At 54.6% G+C, this 19732-nt stretch carries 11 protein-coding genes and 1 pseudogene; 6 read left to right on the top strand and 6 right to left on the bottom strand.

Annotated features, from left to right (window positions below; genetic code table 11):
- Positions 1–64: 64 nt before the first annotated feature.
- Both irp2 and ybtA read right to left on the bottom strand, forming a co-directional pair.
- Positions 65–6172: pseudogene (irp2, locus tag OGV79_RS16310) on the bottom strand (yersiniabactin non-ribosomal peptide synthetase HMWP2).
- Positions 6173–6362: 190 nt separating this feature from the next.
- The gene (gene ybtA, locus OGV79_RS16305; protein ID WP_000140406.1) at positions 6363–7322 is read right to left on the bottom strand and encodes a yersiniabactin transcriptional regulator YbtA; all 960 of its coding nucleotides are present in this window, start codon (positions 7320–7322) and stop codon (positions 6363–6365) included.
- A 256-nt stretch (positions 7323–7578) separates the two neighbouring features.
- Between ybtA and ybtP the strand changes: the two genes are divergently transcribed.
- From ybtP to ybtS, 4 genes are read left to right on the top strand one after another with little or no spacing between them, the layout of a single operon-like run.
- Positions 7579–9291: a yersiniabactin ABC transporter ATP-binding/permease protein YbtP gene (gene ybtP / locus OGV79_RS16300; protein ID WP_286460000.1), complete on the top strand. Its 1713-nt coding sequence runs from the start codon at positions 7579–7581 to the stop codon at positions 9289–9291.
- Positions 9278–11080: a yersiniabactin ABC transporter ATP-binding/permease protein YbtQ gene (gene ybtQ / locus OGV79_RS16295; protein ID WP_286468713.1), complete on the top strand. Its 1803-nt coding sequence runs from the start codon at positions 9278–9280 to the stop codon at positions 11078–11080. The genes ybtP and ybtQ overlap by 14 nt, the downstream gene beginning before the upstream one ends.
- Entirely contained in the window at positions 11073–12353 is a 1281-nt protein-coding gene (gene ybtX, locus OGV79_RS16290) for a yersiniabactin-associated zinc MFS transporter YbtX (RefSeq protein WP_286468712.1), read from the top strand. Before ybtQ ends, ybtX begins: the two co-directional genes overlap by 8 nt.
- A 27-nt stretch (positions 12354–12380) precedes the next feature.
- Positions 12381–13697 carry a yersiniabactin biosynthesis salicylate synthase Irp9/YbtS gene (gene ybtS / locus OGV79_RS16285; protein WP_286468711.1) on the top strand — a complete coding sequence of 439 codons (1317 nt, stop codon included), beginning with the start codon at positions 12381–12383 and terminating at the stop codon, positions 13695–13697.
- A gap of 298 nt (positions 13698–13995) precedes the next feature.
- On the opposite strand, the gene OGV79_RS16280 is transcribed toward ybtS, so the two are convergent.
- Positions 13996–14913 (bottom strand): hypothetical protein, encoded by a 918-nt coding sequence (locus OGV79_RS16280; protein WP_012132139.1) that lies wholly within the window; start codon positions 14911–14913, stop codon positions 13996–13998.
- A gap of 357 nt (positions 14914–15270) precedes the next feature.
- Between OGV79_RS16280 and OGV79_RS16275 the strand changes: the two genes are divergently transcribed.
- Complete coding sequence (locus tag OGV79_RS16275) at positions 15271–16251, top strand: Shedu immune nuclease family protein (RefSeq protein WP_012132141.1); 981 nt, start codon at positions 15271–15273, stop codon at positions 16249–16251.
- 259 nt (positions 16252–16510) lie between these two features.
- Here the strand turns inward: OGV79_RS16275 and ychF are convergent, their stop codons facing one another.
- A complete protein-coding gene (gene ychF, locus OGV79_RS16270) occupies positions 16511–17602 on the bottom strand; it encodes a redox-regulated ATPase YchF (RefSeq protein WP_012132142.1) in 1092 nt (363 codons plus the stop codon).
- Between the two features lie 116 nt (positions 17603–17718).
- Positions 17719–18303: an aminoacyl-tRNA hydrolase gene (gene pth / locus OGV79_RS16265; RefSeq protein ID WP_071258463.1), complete on the bottom strand. Its 585-nt coding sequence runs from the start codon at positions 18301–18303 to the stop codon at positions 17719–17721.
- 275 nt (positions 18304–18578) lie between these two features.
- Between pth and ychH the strand changes: the two genes are divergently transcribed.
- A complete protein-coding gene (ychH, locus tag OGV79_RS16260; protein WP_012132144.1) occupies positions 18579–18857 on the top strand; it encodes a stress-induced protein YchH in 279 nt (92 codons plus the stop codon).
- 51 nt (positions 18858–18908) lie between these two features.
- On the opposite strand, the gene OGV79_RS16255 is transcribed toward ychH, so the two are convergent.
- Positions 18909–19727, bottom strand: a complete 819-nt coding sequence (locus OGV79_RS16255) for a cytochrome c1 (protein WP_286468710.1) — start codon at positions 19725–19727, stop codon at positions 18909–18911.
- Positions 19728–19732 lie beyond the last annotated feature (5 nt).

Here is a 19732-nt window from a genome sequence, read left to right as displayed (position 1 = left end):
CACAAAGTCAATGGAACGCCATGCGTTCGCGATGGCGTTCCGGGGAAAATCAGTTTGCTTCGCGCTATATCCGCCGCTGACGACGGCGAACAGGGCGAGGACGTTTTGTTTTCTCCACCGTGGCGACGCCGGCCAGATAATCGGCCAGGGCGGCAGGAGAAGGGTGGGTGAAGAGGTCAAGCAACGTCAGGGTGGAAAATTCGTGACGTTGTAACAAAACGTGCAGTTGCACCAGATTCAGCGACGTTGCACCCGCCTCAAAGAAGTTTTCTGCGGGTGTGACAGACTCGCCAACCACCTCGCGGAAGGCGTCGCAAATCAGGCTGACGGTGCTCTCGTCCGCCGCAATGTGTGGCTGAGAGTGCTCAGGGCATACGCGCGGTGAGCGCTCTGCGCATTGCCCTGCGTGTTTAACGGGAGGCACCAGCGCGGCGAGCGGCAGTTGCCAGCCGCTTTCATCCTCGGCCATTCGGTTTAGCAATGCGCAATACTGTTCAAACTGGCGCTCTACCTGCCCGGCAGGAAACAGCGCGGCGACAAAATCCCAGTTAAAGCGCAGTTCGCCTTCGGATTCATAAACCTGGTGATCGAGCCAGACCTGCGGCGTCTGGGAGATGCCCCAGACCGGTTTGAGCAGATTACGCCGGGCGAGGAAGTTATCCTGCTCAAAGCCCAGCGCGCTGGTAAAGACGACGGGCATCGGAACGGCAGGCACGTTTTGCCGTTGCGCCAGTTGACGCATCACGCGGATGGCCGACACATCGCGGTGGTTGAGGTTCTGGCTCAGCCGCTGCTGTAGTGACTGCGCGCTGTGCAGCCAGCTTTCGCCGGGATGCCAGCTCAGCAACATCAGCGAGGTGAAATCGCCCAGAATCTGGTTGATTTGCGGGTGCAGCGGTCGCCTGTCGAAAAGCGTAAGGTTAAGCGTGAACTCAGGCTGCGCACTCCATGCAGAGAGAACCGTTGACCACACCGACAACAGCACGGCCGACGGGGTGAGATGGGCGTCAGCCGCCCGTTTTTTCAGCCGATGCCAGCGCGTGCTGTCCAGCGCGCCGTTCAGGCGGGCGAAGCGCGGTGTTTCAACTTCCTGAGGCAAGCAGCGCAGCGGCAACGCTGGCGCCGGAGGAATATCATCAAGCTGCGCCTGCCACCATGCCAGAGAATCTGGATTGGGCGACTGTAGCGAGGGCTGTTGCAGATAATCCCTGAAGGTGACGGGCAGCGGCGGAAGCAGCTGTTGCGGGTAGCGGTAGCCGTGCTCCAGCTCCGCCAGCAGGATCTGCATGCTCAGACCGTCAAGCAACAGGTTATCCAGACACAGCCACAGGCGGGCGGGCATCCCGTCCACGTACCCGACCTGGAGATCGAATACCGGCCACACTTCGGGGTTGAGTACCTGATGCGCCAGTTTTTAGCGTACCCGCAACGCCTCTTCAGGCGTATGGAGGGTGTGTGCGGGTATCACCCAGGGGGGCGTCTGTTCGAGCACCTGTTGCTGTCCATCACGCACGACGGCGCGCAGCATATCGTGGCGGGCGATTAATCGGTTCCAGACCGTCTCCAGCCGGGTGAGATCCAGATCGGTAATTTCAAATTCAACAAAGAAATGTGAGCCGACGCCGCCCAGGGCAAAGCCTGGCTGACGCCCCACCAGGTAAGCCTGCTGCACGTCGGTAAGCGCAAAGGGCTGGTAGCGATCTTCAGGGGAGTGGACGAATGGTTGTTCAACCGGGACGTCGGTTTTCCGCAGCGTGGCGGCAAAATCCGCCAGCCGGGGATGATTAAACAGGTCGCTTAATTGCGCTTCATAACCTGCCTGATGAAGTTGCCCGGTCAGACGGGTCGCCAGCAGGCTATCGCCGCCTTGCTGGAAGAAGTCGGTTTCTCTGGTGACATTGCCAGTCGATAAGAGTTGCTGCCAGAGGGCGGCAACCTGTTTTTCAATGTCGCCCTGGGGTAAATCCGCTTCGGCCGGGTTTTCCGCTTCAGGGGTATGACGACGCTTCAGCGCCTGATAGTCAATCTTCCCGTTAGCCGTCAGCGGTAAGGCGTCGAGGAAGACGATCCGTTGCGGCACCATCCACCCCGGCAGGCGCCCGGCGAGGGCGGCCTGAAGTTGACGGGGATCGCGGCGCACCTGCCTGTCAGGGCATTGTACGAGGAAGCGTTGTAACCCCGCGATCTCATCGCCATGCTGACAGTTGAAGGCGGCTGCGCTAAATAATGCCGCCCAGTCGGCGCTGTTATGCAGCAAGGCCTCCGGCTGCCCATCGGTTAACAGAAGCGTGCTGAGCAAGGCGGACGGCGTTAACTGGCGAAACTCCATCACGTAGAGCAGCGCGCCGGGAACGGCAAGCTGTTGTAATGTTGCAAGGAGCCCGGGATCTTCCGGCAGCAGACGATGCAGGGCGTTATTAAGCCAGATAATGTCCGCCGAGTGAGCGTGCGCCGCCAGCGTGTCTGCATTCCAGGGGGACAGATGAGCGCCAGGCCAGGGGGCAAGCCTCTGCCGGGCGCTCAGCAGCATCTCCTGGCTCTGCTCAAGCCCGACATACTCAATCTGTCCGGCGTTGAGCTGTGCCAACAGCGATTCTGCGGCGCGGCCGGTGCGGGTTCCCACCTCAAGCAGGCGTACCGGGCGCTGTAAGCGCTGTGCAAGCTGTTGGCAAATTGTCGCCAGTTCCTGAATATACGGGGCGCTGGCCGGATGGTTGAAGGCCAGGCTTTCCGGCGACCACTGCGCGTCGTTCAGTAACGACAGTTCGTCACGGGCGCCGCGAAGAATTTGCGATAACGTTAAATCATGTCCGCTGAAATGCGGGTGTTCATCCTCGCGTTCTTCACCAGCGCAGACCTGATAACCTTCAGCAGCGGGCTTCAGTCGCCGTTGCGTCACCAGAAATGCTAACCAGCGTTCCACCACGGCCTGCCAGCGCGGCTGGATAGCAAGTGAGTTCATCAGGGGGAGAGGATCGGCGCCAGCGGTGTGACCCGGCTTCAGTTTTAACAGGCGATGCTGAAGGAAATCGGCTACCTGTTCTGCGGAGATCTCTGGCGAGATGGCGCAACAGGGCAACGTTCCCGCAAGCGTGTGCCACACCTGCGGCAGTGCCGGGTCCCGATGATCGGTAACGCAAAAAGCCTCGCCCTGAGGAACCACGTATGCCGCCAGCGTTTTTTCTTTTTCGCCGATCGCCAGAACGGTTGCTTGTTTCACCCCCGCCAACTGGCTGAGTGCGCTTTCGATTTCGCCCAGCTCGATGCGATATCCTCCGACTTTGACCTGCTTGTCGCGACGACCGAGGAACTCGATTGTGCCGTCTGGCCAGTAGCAGCCGAGATCGCCAGTGCGATACCAGCGCTCGTCCGGGAGCGTCAAAAATTGCTGCTCGCTGCGCAGGGGGTCGTTGAAATAGCCTTCCGCGACCCCGATGCCGCCAATCCATAATTCGCCCGGCACCCAGTCAGGGCAGTCCCGGCCCCGTTCATCCACCACCCGGTAGCGTTGGTTGGTTAGCGGAAAACCGTAAGGGATGGAGCGCCAGTGGGCAGGGACGTCGTGAATTTCGCAGGCGTTAGACCAGATAGACGCCTCGGTGGCGCCGCCCATCGCGATAAATTGTCCTTGTGGCCGGAAGGCCCGATAACGGGCGGGGAGGTCAAGCCCGATCCAGTCGCCGGAAAGCATCACTGCGCGCAGGTTTTCCGGCGTGGCGTCGGCGAAACCTTCACACCAGGTCAGCAGCATATCGAACAGCGCCGGGACGCTGTTCCAGAGCGTGACTTGATGGCGCTGGATCAGCTCACACCATGCGTGAGGATCGCGCCGTTGATTTTCCATCACCATCACCAGCGCGCCGCCCGCACGCAGTACGCCAAAAATGTCGTAAACCGATAAATCAAAATGCAGGGCGGAGAGGGCCAGCACCCTGTCATGCGGGCCAACCTGATAGCGGGTATTGATATCGCAACAGGTGTTGAGCGCTCCCCGGTGAGAAATGACTACTCCTTTCGGCGTGCCGGTAGAGCCGGAGGTGTAGATAATGTAGGCCGGCTGCGTGGGGGCGCGTACCACCGGGTTGACGATCGGCTCCGCCTCAATGGCCTGCTGCCAGGCAAGGACGGGAATATCGTCTGACCAGGCGCTGGCGTCGTGCTGGCAAATGAGCACCAGCCGGACGCTGGCGTCAGCGTAGATTTTCTCGCGCCGTGCGGCAGGCTGGTCCAGCGAAACCGGAACGTAAACCGCCCCGGCCAGCAGGACGGCCAGAACCGCAACAAGTTGTCCTGCGCCTTTCGACATCGTGATAGCCACATTATCGCCGGGCTGAACCCCGCACTCGATTAACCTGCCCGCGCAACGGCGGGCATAGTCTGTCAGCTCATGATAATTCCACTGATAACGCATGTCCGTTACCGCCAGCGCCTGCGGCTGTTGCAGAGCGATACGGAAAATGCCTTCATGCAGCAAGCCTTCGGGAATGGGGGCGCCGGTGGCGTTGACCCGTTCGCGTATCGCGCGCTGGCTGGCGGGCATCATATCTGCGAACGGCTTTTGCCAGGCGCTTTCGTCATCGCAGAGTTGGTTAATCAACTGGCAGTAGGCGTCGAACAATGTTTCGACTAACGCCGGAGGGAACAGCGCGTCGTTGCTGTCCCATTGCAGCCAGACCTCGCCGTGATGCTCGAATGCCAGATGATCTATCCAGACCTGCGGCGTTTGCGAGATGCCCCATTCCGGCTCGCCCAACGGCGATTCTGCGCGGCTGCTGTAGAGGGAACGCCCCAGATTGCTGGTAAATACCACTGGGGCGCCGTGGGGGTAGCGCTGCTGGCGTTTGAGTTCACGGAGTAGCTCGACGCCGGACCAGTGGCGATGCTCCCAGTCCTCCGTAAACGTGAGCTGGTTTTTACGCGCCAGGTTGCTGACGGTATCGCCATCGCAGGCGGTATCCAGCAGAAGAATATTGGTGAAGTCGGCAAGCATTGCGCCAACCGCCGGGTGCAGCGGCTGGCGGTCGAATAAGGTGATGTTAAGCAGCAGACGCGTCAGGCCGCCCCAGCGAGCCAGCACGGCAGAAAAACAGGTCGCCAGCGCCATTGTTGGCGTCACGCCATATTCGCCGGCCCGGTTGCTAAAGGCGTGCCAGCGTGTTGCCGGGACAATCATGCGGCGTCGGGTATTACGGACTTCACGTAGCGTGGCGGGTTCGCAGACTAGCGGCAAGACGGGCGCGGGGGGAAGCGTCGATGCTTTCGCCAGCCAGTAAGCGCGTGCGTCGTCTCTCAGTGGTTGATTGATCTTCTGCTGGTGCAGCAAATACGAACGGAAATCATAGCGGGTGTCGATAGCCGGCAGCGATTCTCCGGCCAGCAGGGCGTTAAGCTCATCGAAGAAAAGCGTAAAGCTGGAGGCATCCATAATCAGCAGGTCAATATTGACATGGAGGCGGTGGCGATTGTCCGGCAAGAGCGTCAGCTGAAAATCAAACGTTTCGCCGATCTCCACGCGTAAAAGACGGTGGCTCAGGCGCTGGCGCAGTGCGTCCAGATAGGCCTGGCGGCTTTCAGCGTCGTTATGGCGTAAATCATGAACGGTGACGCCGTTCCAGTAAGGTTGCGGTAGCCAGACCTGCTGCCCGTCGGGGCGAAAGGCGATATGCAGCATTGGGTGGCGTTGCAGCAAGGTCGTGATGGCCTGCTCCAGCTGCGACGCCGTCAGACAATGGCCTTCAAACTCCTGATACAGGTGGCAACCCACGCCGCCAAGCGTCTGCCCCGGCATGCGGCCCGTCAGGTAGGCGTGCTGTACCGGCGTCAATGGGAAGGGGGTACTTTCGGTCATGTTCGGCCAGGATGATTCGTCGGGCGGCGTTTCTTCTTCCGCGTTCTCCGGCGACCGGCTGAGCATTAACTGGTTCCATGCCGCCAGCGTGGGGGCGGCATACAGCTCGCGAAGGGTAAGGCGGTAGCCATTTTTACGAAACCAGTGTAACCATCTCATCAACCTTATTGAATCCAGGCCGGCCTGGATCAGGTTGCTTTCGTCATGTAACTGCTGCGGCGTTAAATTCAGTTCCTGTATAAGCCGCTCGCGTAATTGTTGGTAATCAGCCGCGTGGCGGTTGTCCGGTAACAGCGAATCCTGAGATGGTGCGCCAGAAATCATTCTTCCTCCTGATGGCACGTCTTACCGAAAAGCATTGCTTATATGAGAATAATAATTATTAACAATTGGGTGCTACCCGAAACGGGTTTATTTATGCCCGTTTCGGGTTGGTAACAGGCGGAAAGAACAGAGGCCCGGATGGGGTATCCGGGCCTCTGTCAGGGAGAAATTTAGGGGGGCGCGACCCCGGTTACATCACGCGTTTAAAGGTCGAAGGGGTTACGCCAAACTGTTTCTGGAAGGCGGCAGAAAAATGGCTGGCGTTGGCATAGCCCAGATCGGCCGCCACCGTCATGACGGAGGTATTGCCGTTGGCCAGGCGTCTTCTGGCTTCCTGCATTCGTTCAGCCTGAAACAGGCCATAGACGCTGTTGTTGAACAGAACGCGGAAGCCTCGCTTAATTTTGAGAACGCTCAGACCGGACTCTCTGGCCAGCTCCGCGACGCCCGGCGCTTGCGTCAGATCAGCCAGCAGCAGATCCTTCGCCCGCAGCAGTTTCTGACGTTCCATCGGGTTGAAGTGGCAGGAGAGGCAACTGGCGTCTTCGCGATGTTCATCCAGCACCAGACTGAGCATGACCAGACTTTGCCCCTGCAACCATAGCGTCGACGGCTTTTGTTCATGGCTGAAGCCGCCGTGCATGCGCATCAGCGCGTGACGCAAGGCCTGAGCCGTTAAGTGGGTTTCAGCATTACAACGCTGCTGCTGGCAACAGCAGTGGGAATCGATCTTATTCTTAATGACCGCGCTAATATCCGGCACCCACAGCGCGAGGGTTTCAGGGCTGAAGGAGAGGGTAATACTCTCGAATCGGCCACAATAGGAGGCGCTGCCACGGCAGTCTGGCGTATGGGTAATGTAATGGCGATTGCGCGCAAGCTCCCAGTCGGTATGGCGCCGGAGTCCCTGAATCGCAAAGCGCGATGTGCCTTCCAGGATGCACGAGAAGTTAATCCTGCCCAGATCGTCGTGTAGCTGCAACGTCTCAGGCCGCGCAAAATGGCCCCTCCAGAGCAAAATATCCATACCTTCCTGCAACGAACAGCGCAGCAGTTCACACTGAGCAGGAATATTGCCATCGTTTGCAGGTTTCCCGACCACCAACTGGTGAATAGAGATTTCAGATTGCGTTTGCGGTGACTCCGTCATGACCTGGTTATCTCCCTGTGGCTTAGACCAATGCGGGTATAAATAGAACCGAATGGGGTAGATGAGTTATTGATAATGGTTATTATTCACATTAATTCTCAGAACGCCACCCTGAATTGTCGTTTTTGGCGTCCGTAAAAATTCATCAGGAAATTCAGTTACTCCCATGTCATCTCAATCATCCAATACTGAATCGCTGTCCCGATTTCCTCTCTGGCAGGTGATTACACCGGTTCGCAGGAAGGTTATTTTAGCTATGGCGCTGGCGGGGCTGGCGGCATTAACCAGCCTGGGGGCGCTCCTTTTTCTGGCGTGGAGCCTGCGTGACATTCGCGCGACGCCTGACGCTATTCCGGCCTGGCCGCTGGGCGGCGTGATCGGCTGCGTGGTCTTAACTTTTGTTCTGCGCTTACAGGCGTTCAACACCTCTCATTACGCGGCTTTTCATCTGGAGAACATTCTGCGCAGCAGATTAGCCCGTAAAGCATTGCAGCTTCCGCCTGGCGTGTTACAGCAAATGGGCAGCGGGTCAGTGGCGAAAGTGATGCTGGATGACGTGAAGTCACTGCATATTTTTGTGGCCGACAGCACGCCGCTCTATGCCCGCGCGATCATCATGCCGCTGGCGACAATCGTTATCTTGTTCTGGCTGGACTGGCGGCTGGCAATCGCGACGCTGGGGGTACTGGCGTTTGGCTCGGTTGTTCTCGTGCTTGCCCGCCAGCGTTCGGAAGATATGGCTCAGCGTTATCATAAGGCGCGCGAGCAGGTCAGTGCGGCGGTTATTGAGTTCGTGCAGGCCATGCCCGTGGTGAGAACGTTTGATAGCGGCAGCACCAGTTTTTTGCGCTATCAACGCGCCCTTGAAGAGTGGGTCGATGTGCTCAAAACCTGGTATCGCAAAGCCGGTTTTTCAGCGCGTTTTTCCTTCTCGATTCTGAATCCTCTCCCGACCCTGTTTGTCCTGATCTGGTCGGGATACGGCCTGTTGCACTATGGCAGTCTCGATTTTATCGCGTGGGTGGCCGTTTTACTGCTGGGCAGCGGAATGGCCGAAGCCGTAATGCCAATGATGATGCTCAATAACCTGGTCGCGCAAACGCGTTTAAGCATTCAACGTATTTATCAGGTTCTCGCAATGCCGGAGTTATCGTTGCCGCAGTCTGACCAGCAGCCGCAAGAGGCGAGCATTACCTTTGAGCAGGTGAGCTTTCATTATCCGCAAGCGCGTACTGGCGCCGCGTTGCAGGAGGTGAGCTTTCATGTGCCTGCCGGGCAAATTGTGGCGCTGGTCGGGCCAAGTGGCGCCGGAAAAAGCACCGTGGCGCGCTTGCTGCTGCGTTACGCCGACCCGGACAAAGGCCATATCCGTATTGGCGGCGTGGATCTGCGCGATATGCAGACGGACACCCTGATGAAGCAACTCTCGTTTGTGTTTCAGGACAACTTCCTTTTTGCCGACACGATAGCCAATAACATTCGTCTGGGCGCGCCGGATACGCCGCTGGAGGCGGTAATAGCGGCGGCCAGAGTGGCGCAGGCCCATGATTTTATTAGCGCGCTGCCAGAAGGTTACAACACGCGAGTCGGGGAACGTGGGGTATTTCTCTCCGGCGGCCAGCGGCAGCGCATCACTATCGCCAGGGCGATTTTGCAGGATCGCCCCATCTTGGTGCTTGATGAGGCGACGGCGTTTGCTGACCCGGAAAACGAAGCGGCGCTTATCAAGGCACTCGCGGCGGCCATGCGCGGCCGGACGGTCATCATGGTCGCGCATCGTCTTTCAATGGTGACTCAGGCCGATGTGATATTGCTGTTTTCCGACGGACAGCTCAGGGAAATGGGGAACCATACGCAACTGTTGGCGCAGGGCGGCCTGTATCAACGGCTCTGGCAACACTATCAGCAGGCGCAGCATTGGGTGCCGGGTGGAACACAGGAAGAGGTGGTGGAAAATGAAAGACAATAATCCTGCGGATAACCTGGCCTGGCGCGTCATCTGGCGCCAGCTTATCTCCAGCGTTGGCAGTCAGGCCAGGATGCTGCGGCGCAGTATGCTGGCGCTGTTGCTGGCGGCATTCATGCAGGGGATCGCCTTTGCCTGTCTTTATCCGATCATTGATGCGCTGTTACGGGGAGACGCGCCGCAACTTCTCAACTGGGCTGTGGCCTTCAGCGTTGCCGCGATTGTGACGCTGGCGCTACGCTGGTATGGTCTGGGCTTTGAATACCGTGGTCATCTGGCGCAGGCCACCCATGAGTTGCGCCTGCGACTTGGCGAGCAGTTACGCCGCGTGCCGCTGGAGAAGCTCCAGCGCGGCAGGGCGGGCGAAATGAACGCCTTGCTGCTGGGCAGCGTGGATGAAAACCTTAATTATGTTATTGCGATAGCCAATATTTTGCTGCTCACCATTGTCACGCCGCTGACGGCGTCGCTGGCGACATTGTGGATAGACTGGCGGCTGGGGCTGGTGATGTTGCTGATCTTCCCTCTGCTGGTGCCGTTTTATTACTGGCGCCGTCCGGCGATGCGGCGACAAATGCAGACGCTGGGGGAAGCGCACCAGCGTCTGAGCGGCGATATCGTTGAATTTGCTCAGGGGATGATGGTATTGCGCACCTGCGGCAGCGATGCCGATAAAAGCCGGGCGCTGCTGGCGCATTTCAATGCGCTGGAAAACTTACAGACCCGCACTCACCGCCAGGGCGCTGGCGCGACGATGCTGATCGCCAGCATCGTGGAGTTGGGCCTACAGGTGGTGGTGTTATCCGGGATCGTCTGGGTGGTGACGGGCACTCTGAACCTCGCCTTTCTGATTGCCGCCGTCGCGATGATTATGCGCTTCGCAGAACCGATGGCGATGTTTATCAGCTACACCTCGGTTGTGGAACTGATCGCCAGCGCCCTGCAACGGATTGAGCAGTTTATGGCGATAGCACCGCTTCCCGTCGCAGAGCAAAGCGAGATGCCGGAGCGTTATGATATCCGCTTTGACAACGTCAGCTATCGCTACGAAGAAGGCGACGGTCACGCGCTTAATCATGTTTCTTTGACGTTCCCGGCAGCCAGTATGAGCGCGCTGGTGGGTGCCTCCGGTGCAGGCAAAACCACGGTCACTAAACTGTTAATGCGCTATGCCGATCCGCAGCAAGGGCAGATTTCTATTGGCGGCGTCGATATTCGCCGCCTGACGCCGGAACAGCTCAATAGCCTGATTTCTGTTGTTTTCCAGGATGTCTGGCTGTTTGATGACACGCTGCTGGCGAATATCCGTATCGCGCGCCCACAGGCGACGCGACAGGAGGTGGAAGAGGCCGCCCGCGCGGCGCAGTGCCTTGAGTTTATTTCCCGTCTTCCGCAAGGCTGGCTGACGCCAATGGGGGAGATGGGCGGCCAGCTATCGGGCGGCGAGCGCCAGCGGATTTCCATTGCCAGAGCGTTATTGAAAAACGCGCCGGTCGTCATTCTCGATGAACCGACCGCCGCGCTGGATATTGAAAGCGAGCTGGCGGTGCAAAAAGCGATCGATAACCTGGTTCACAACCGGACGGTGATTATCATTGCCCACCGTTTATCCACCATCGCCGGGGCCGGAAACATTCTGGTGATGGAAGAGGGACAGGTGGTTGAGCAGGGTACTCATGCGCAATTGCTCTCTCATCATGGACGTTATCAGGCGCTGTGGCAGGCGCAAATGGCCGCGCGCGTGTGGCGCGACGACGGGGTTTCCGCGTCTGGAGTGTGGGAACATGAGTGATGTTCAGTCGAATGTGAAACCGCTGACGTTGACGACCGGGCGGGTGATTTTTGCTATTGCCGGCGTCTATGTGACGCAGAGCTTGGTATCGGCGCTGTCTATGCAGTCCTTACCCGCGCTGGTGCGCGCTGCTGGCGGTTCGCTGGCGCTTGCCGGTGCGACAACCCTGTTCATGCTGCCCTGGGCGCTGAAGTTTATTTGGGCGCCGTGGATCGAGCGCTGGCGGCTTCCGCCCGGTAGCCAGGAACGCCGTTCCCGCATGTTAATCCTGCGTGGTCAGGTCGCGCTAGCGGCGATCCTGACTATTGCCGCAGCGATTGGCTGGTTTGGGCAAGAAGGGGGATTTCCTGATACGCAAATCGTCGCGTTATTTGTTCTGTTTATGGTGGCAGGCACGGTCGCCTCCACCATTGATATCGCCAGCGACGGCTTTTGCGTCGATCAACTGACCCGCGCGGGTTACGGCTGGGGAAACAGCGTGCAGGTCGGCGGCAGCTATCTGGGAATGATGTGCGGCGGCGGGGTGTTCCTGATGCTGTCGGCAGCATCCGGCTGGCCTGTCGCCATGCTGATGATGGCGGTGCTGATTATGGCGCTGTCATTCCCGCTGTGGCGCATTACGGAGCCGACGCGAACAGCGACTATCCCGCATGTTCCGGCGTTAGGTTATGCGCTACGGAGGAAACAGGCGCGCCTGGGCTTACTGCTGGTATTGATGCTGAATTCAGGCATGCGGTTTGTGCTGCCTCTTCTGGCGCCGCTGTTGTTGGATCATGGGTTGAGCATGTCCGCGTTGGGCGCGCTGTTTAGCGGCGGCAATATTGCAGCGGGCATAGCAGGAACGCTGGCTGGCGGATTGCTGATGAAATACACCTCACCCGGCAGAGCGCTGTTGACGGCTTATGGCGTCCAGGGGATCGCGCTGCTGGCGGTGGTGATGACGCTCATGATGGCGCCGGGTCATCTGCTACTGCCGATTCTCCAGTGTCTGGTCATTGTCCAGTCCATTTCGCTGGCCTGCGCGCTGGTCTGTCTTTACGCCACGCTGATGTCGCTTTCATCGCCTTTGCAGGCCGGTGTCGACTTCACCCTCTTTCAATGTACTGACGCGGCAATCGCCATTCTGGCAGGCGTTATCGGCGGCGTTGTTGCTCAACATTTTGGTTATGCAGCCTGCTTCCTGTTTGCCGGGGTATTCACGTTGCTGGCGGCGTGGGTTGCTTATATCCGGCTGCATTCGGCAAGAGAACTGATGACAAGCGCAATTGATTGATCCGGGAATAACACAGAGAGGTAAGGGATGAAAATCAGTGAATTTTTACACCTGGCGTTACCAGAGGAACAATGGCTGCCGACGATTTCTGGCGTTTTACGCCAGTTCGCAGAAGAAGAGTGTTATGTCTATGAGCGTCAACCCTGTTGGTATTTAGGCAAAGGGTGCCAGGCACGGTTGCACATTAATGCCGATGGAACGCAGGCGACATTTATTGATGATGCCGGGGAGCAAAAATGGGCGGTGGATTCCATTGCCGACTGCGCGCGTCGTTTTATGGCGCATCCTCAGGTGAAAGGACGTCGGGTATATGGACAGGTCGGGTTCAACTTTGCGGCGCATGCGCGGGGGATTACCTTTGACGCCGGGGAGTGGCCGCTGCTGACGTTAACCGTTCCCCGTGAAGAACTTATTTTTGAAAAGGGAAATGTCACCGTTTATGCGGACTCCGCCGACGGGTGCCGACGTCTGTGCGAGTGGGTAAAAGAGGCCGGTACAACGACGCAGAACGCACCACTGGCGGTGGATACCGCCCTCAATGGTGAGGCGTATAAACAACAGGTTGTACGCGCCGTTGCGGAGATCCGCCGTGGCGAGTATGTCAAAGTGATTGTCTCGCGCGCCATTCCCCTGCCATCGCGGATTGATATGCCTGCCACGCTGTTATACGGGCGGCAGGCAAACACGCCTGTGCGCTCGTTTATGTTCCGTCAGGAAGGACGCGAAGCGCTGGGCTTTAGCCCGGAACTGGTGATGTCAGTGACGGGCAATAAAGTGGTCACTGAACCGCTTGCGGGCACCCGCGATCGCATGGGAAACCCGGAGCATAATAAGGCGAAAGAGGCAGAACTGCTGCACGACAGTAAAGAGGTGCTTGAGCATATCCTTTCTGTCAAAGAAGCTATTGCTGAACTGGAGGCCGTTTGCCAGCCGGGCAGCGTGGTGGTTGAAGATTTAATGTCGGTTCGCCAGCGCGGCAGCGTTCAGCATCTGGGGTCTGGCGTGAGCGGTCAGCTTGCGGAAAACAAGGATGCCTGGGATGCGTTTACTGTATTGTTTCCGTCGATTACCGCCTCAGGCATCCCTAAAAACGCTGCTCTGAACGCGATTATGCAAATTGAGAATACGCCGCGAGAGCTTTATTCCGGCGCAATCCTGCTGCTGGACGATACGCGCTTCGATGCGGCGCTGGTTCTGCGTTCCGTATTTCAGGACAGCCAACGCTGCTGGATACAGGCGGGGGCGGGGATCATCGCGCAATCTACGCCGGAACGCGAACTGACGGAAACCCGGGAGAAATTAGCGAGCATTGCGCCCTATTTAATAGCGGCAGAGCAGGGGTAGTCGGGTGAGATTGCCCGTTAGTCAGCGGCTGGTTATTAATGTGAAGTGCAGCGTTATGAAAAAAATCCACGCTTTGGCGTGGATTTTTGTTATTCGTGAAAGGTGACTCTTTCACGAAGATACGTTATGGGTCAAAAGCTCAGATCCCTGAAAACCACAATTCCCTTGAGCGAACATTTAACCATGCCAACATTGAAGGGAGTTCGCTAACCATTATCAACGGGGATGGCCGGATATCTTAGATTGACTCATACTCGGTTCTGAATTCTCTGCTAGCGTTGATAATTTGTAGTTTCCATTATCCGTAAAAATAACTAGATAGTTCGACCGGGAACTGCTTTCCCAGAGTAATGACCTGGGTAAGGTTAGCTGCTTCATTTAGCTCTCCCGCAAGCATTCGAAAGCTATTATCAAAGCGATGTATCTTAGCTGCTGTCAAACCATATCGCTTCTCGCAGGTTTTAACAAACTCTTTTATCCCGACTAACAGTTTTTCGCTGACGGGTTTTATTTCTAGATGACTTTCTGAAGAGTCATCAATTTCAAAGGAAAATTGATGGGCTGCCTCATTTCTTAAATTTTTCAAAAGCCAGACTATATTAATAAGTTTCATCTTGAGTAGCTTGTTATTTCTGCAAAATACTATTTTCTCATTAAATGTCATTTCATCAATGGACCCGGTTACTGACAGTCCACTATTAATTATTATTTTGTACAACATTCCTTCTACATATGTAGCATGAGAAATTATATCTGAGCGGCATTCGAAATGATCAATACCAGCATGATGAGGGCGTGTTTTTATTTTGTTAAATTCGTCACCAATCGAGTTTCCCGGCAGTGTGATGCGGATGAAATGAGGGAATCGCAGGTTATCGAGATTGAGTTTCTCTCTCAAATTTAGCTGAAAAGAAAGCCCGTAATGCTCAGAATATTGTGCTATAGCAAAGTTATTTGTAATAACATCCCAAAATCGTGAAAAAGGATATTTTAGAATTAATTTAGTACCGCTGTCATCGTTTTTATAAATCGTGTCGCCATCAATCGAGGTCCAGTAAAGCCGTTCGACCAAGAGAAAAACTTCTTCGGGTAAAAGGGGGCAGGATGCAACAACTTCTTCTGTGCCAGAGAATGTTGCCTGAAAGAGCGTCTCGATGTAGCCTGACCTGGAGTCATCTATATAACCCTTAAGGTAATAATTTCCTGGAATCCCCATAGGACCCTCACTTGCATAGTGCTTCTTAATGATTCGGATTAGATATATCTTACCTGTGTTACTTGGTTGATCAACTTTTTCCTATTGGTCAATGATGAGTAAAGCTTCCGTTCATGAACACCCATTTCGGGCAGATTTATGTTTAGTGCAAAGGGCAATGATGAGTCGACAGCGGCTGAGCGCAGCTGGCGACCAGATGTTGTCGCTCATTGCGGAGAATCTTCACTCAAAAACGGTGAGTGGAAATCTACTGACAAAATCGTATGATGCAGGTAAAGATACTCGAATATGCTGTACGCATCTGCAAGATGCGCGTCAGGATAAATAAAATACACTGCTAAAGTTGAGATTGTGCTAATGGAATTTGAGGCGGAAAAAGTAACCTTTGAGAGAAAGGTAAGACGTTATCTCTCCGCTAGCGTGAAGCGGCAGGTAGCTATATTGAGCGGCTATCGATGCTCGTTTCCAGGTTGTGATCAAAACCTCATGCTTCAGGACTCATCATTTATTGGGGAAATAGCTTCGATTGAAGCCATTCACTCTCACGGGCCAAGATACAACCCTTCTACAAATGCAGACCAACTACTTCAAACAGAAAACTATCTTCTGTTGTGCCCGAATCATCATGCGATTATTGACAGGCAGCCGGAAATATATTCGGCTGAGTGGCTAAGAAAGGCTAGGAAAGAACATTTAAATAAAATATCAGAAATAGTGTCTGCCTCTAAGTGTGTAGCAGAGGTCAAGCTGGATGAGCAGGTCGAAATCTCTTTAGAGGAAGCAATAGGTGTCTGGAAAGTAAATCGTGAAAATGCATCCGAGGAATTCTGGCAAACTCTTCTACAAAAATGTCCTGCTGTATTATCACAGATATTTCCACAAAGTATGTTTCAGTTAGGCAGTAAATGCTATGTTGGTGGAAAATCGATAAACAATTCGGGTGGTAATCTTGTCGATTTTATCTACGCAAGCAGGCTGACTGGAAATATAGTATTGGTCGAAATAAAGACCCCAAAGACGATATTACTGGGGAGAAGATATAGAACTAATGCCTATTCAATTAGCGAAGAACTATCTGGGGCGTTTGTTCAGGTGTTAAATTATAAAGACCAATTAATGAAGGAATATTTCAAACTAAGTGAAGGTAACGGAGGTGATTCATTTTCGGCATTCAATCCTAAATGCTTAATTGTTATTGGTACACTTGAGTCGGAGCTTAAAAATAATAGTCAATACAAATCATTTGAGCTATTCAGAAATAGTATGACAAACGTTGAGATTGTCACTTATGACGAGCTATTTCAAAAGGCTCAAGACATTCTGGATATGATCAAATAACATGTAATATCGTTTTTAGCCGACTTCCGCCTGTCATTGCGGACAAGAAGCCTCATACAAAGGATAATTTATAACTACAACCACTTAAGGCGTCTACAAAATGGGTGGCTATTCAGATTATACCACCGCTATACTCAGTTCCGATCGCGCTTCCATGATATCAACGGATACGCTTTAAATAAAAAATCCACGCAATTGCGTGGATTTTATGGGTTTTTGTGGACTTTACGAGGTTTATTGAAACCTCATAAGGCAACAATTAGACGTTGAACAAGAAGTTCATCACATCGCCGTCTTTAACGATGTAGTCTTTGCCTTCCGCACGCATCTTACCGGCTTCTTTCGCGCCTTGTTCACCTTTGTACGTGATGAAGTCGTCGAAAGCGATGGTCTGCGCACGAATAAAGCCTTTCTCAAAATCAGTGTGAATTTTACCCGCAGCCTGCGGTGCGGTTGCGCCGACAGGAATCGTCCACGCGCGTACTTCTTTCACGCCAGCGGTAAAATAAGTTTGCAGATTCAGCAGCTTGTAGCCCGCACGAATTACGCGGTTGAGACCCGGTTCTTCAATACCCAGCTCAGCCATAAACTCGTCACGGTCAGCATCGTCGAGTTCTGCGATGTCGGCCTCGATAGCGGCACAAACCGGAACCACGACAGAGCCTTCTGCATCGGCAATGGCGCGAACCTGATCCAGGTACGGGTTATTTTCGAAGCCATCTTCGTTGACGTTAGCGATATACATGGTCGGCTTCAGCGTCAGGAAGCTCAGATAGCGGATCGCCGCTTTATCTTCGTCTGTCAGATCCAGTGAGCGCAGCATGCCGGCGTTTTCCAGGTGCGGCAGGCATTTTTCCAGCGCGGCCAGCTCAGCTTTCGCGTCTTTATCGCCGCCTTTGGCTTTCTTCTGCACGCGGTGAATGGCGCGTTCACAGGTATCAAGGTCGGACAGCGCCAGCTCGGTGTTGATAACGTCAATATCTTCCGCCGGGTTTACTTTCCCCGCAACGTGGATGATGTTGTCGTTTTCAAAGCAGCGTACTACGTGACCAATCGCTTCGGTTTCACGGATGTTTGTCAGGAACTGGTTACCCAGGCCTTCGCCTTTCGACGCGCCTTTTACCAGACCGGCAATGTCGACGAACTCCATAGTGGTAGGGAGAATGCGCTGCGGCTTGACAATCTCAGCCAGTTTGTCCAGACGCGGATCGGGCATCGGCACTACACCGGTATTTGGCTCGATGGTGCAGAACGGGAAGTTTGCCGCTTCAATACCGGCTTTAGTCAGGGCGTTGAACAGGGTGGATTTCCCGACGTTGGGCAAACCAACGATACCGCATTTGAATCCCATGATTTAAATCACCTTAATATCTTGATAATCAACCTGTTGCAGAAAACAGATTGTAGAAAAGTAAACAACTTTGCCTATTATACACAGCGCGCGGCAAAAATGCCGCACATCACTGCTTATTGTGCTTTAAAGGCATGTAATCGGTTCGTCGCTTTGGTTAACCCTTCTTTGAACCAGACTTCAGTACAACGCGCCGCTTCGTCAATGGCGTCGTCAATTAACTTTTGTTCCGACACCGGCGGTTTACCCAGAACAAAACCGACAACTTTATTTTTATCGCCCGGATGACCAATTCCGACACGTAAGCGATGAAAGTTAGGGTTATTACCCAGTTTGTTGATGATGTCTTTCAGGCCATTATGACCACCGTGTCCGCCGCCTAACTTAAATTTCGCGACGCCAGGGGGGAGATCCAGTTCGTCGTGGGCAACCAGAATCTCATCGGGCATGATGCGGTAAAAACTGGCCATCGCGCCGACGGCTTTACCGCTCAGATTCATAAACGTGGTCGGTACCAGCAGGCGAACATCTTCCCCTTCGAGGGGCACTCTGGAGGTGTAACCGAAGAATTTCGGCTCTTCACGCAGAGGCGCGCGTAGTCGCTCTGCCAGTAAATCGACGTACCATGCGCCCGCATTGTGGCGTGTCGCCGCGTATTCTGCGCCGGGGTTCGCCAGGCCGACAATCAATTTAATCGTCACGTTTTTTGTCCTGAGTGTGTCTATAACTGGCGCGTAGTTTACTGTCTGCGGCCGCGCTTGACAAAAAACAGCGTGGATTGCGCCGGAAGCTGAATAATTGCCTGTTTGAACTATTGGAAAGTCAAGCTGTTCAGAGGGTTATTTGTAAAGTTTTGTTGAATAACAGGTTGTAATTGTGATCGCCCACGCACTCATAAAGCACAGTGTTGTCTATACTTTACACATAAGGATTAGGGGTATTCCCTGAAACAACCCAAAAGTTCCGGAGGTGACATATGAAACGCAAAAACGCTTCGTTACTCGGTAACGTGCTCATGGGGTTGGGGTTAGTGGTCATGGTGGTTGGTGTTGGTTATTCTATTTTAAACCAGTTACCGCAGTTTAACCTGCCACAATTTTTTGCACATGGTGCGGTGCTGAGCATCTTTGTCGGTGCCATTCTCTGGCTGGCAGGCGCCCGCGTAGGTGGGCATGAACAGGTGAGCGATCGTTACTGGTGGGTTCGCCACTACGACAAACGTTGCCGCCGTAACGACAATCGCCGTCACAGCTAAGGTATCGCGTCGGTTTAAGACCAGTCAGCGTTGAACTGACTGGTCATTGTCTTAACCATTCTCACTCGTTTTTTCTGACGAGCGTTTCTTTAATCGGCGTAAAATCAGCAGCAATGCCAGCATAATGACCAGATAACTCATTACGTAATGGCCCTGATGCTTTCGCTGTTCAAGCGCCGGATCGGCAGCCCATGCCAGAAAAGCCGTAACGTCTCGCGCGTACTGCTCTTCGGTTTCTGGTATATCGTCCTTTTCTGACCTGGTGATCTCCCCATCAGACAACGGCTTCGGCATGTTAATTATGCCGCCGGGAACGTATCGGTTTGCCTTCATTTCCGGGTCGTCAGGCAGATAACCGGTCAACAAGGCATAGACGTAATCCGCCCCCTGATCGGTATAGGGCAAGAAGGCATCGAACAGAAATTGCGGGAACCCCCGGTCGTACGTTCTGGCGCGAACGATATAGGTTAAATCGACGGGAAGGGCGCCATTATTAAGATATCTTGCTTCCTGATCGTTAAGGTAGGGTGAGACAAACGTATCATTGAGATTGCCTTCCCGCTCGCCGGGTTGACCATCATCCTGAATGTCGGGAAAGACGTAGCCGCTGGCAAGACGCTTTGCCTCTGTGAGCGAGAGTTCGGGCCCGCCTGGCTTTGTCAGGGTGCGAAAATTAAGATGAACCATCCCGTGGCAGGCGCGGCATTTCTCTTCGTAGACCTGTAAACCGCGCCGCAGTTGTTCTTTATCATAGTGGCCCGTTATGCCGCTAAAACTCCACGCCTGGCGAGGTGGCGTCTCTTGCGCACAGACAGCGCTGGCGCCCAGAATGCACAGCCATAAAACGCTATATCTTACTAATCCCTTCATGGCGG

Origin of the sequence: Citrobacter sp. CK185, from assembly GCF_030333565.1 — a bacterium.
Classification (GTDB): Bacteria; Pseudomonadota; Gammaproteobacteria; order Enterobacterales; family Enterobacteriaceae; genus Citrobacter_B; species Citrobacter_B koseri.
This window is presented reverse-complemented; position numbering and strand designations above follow the sequence as displayed.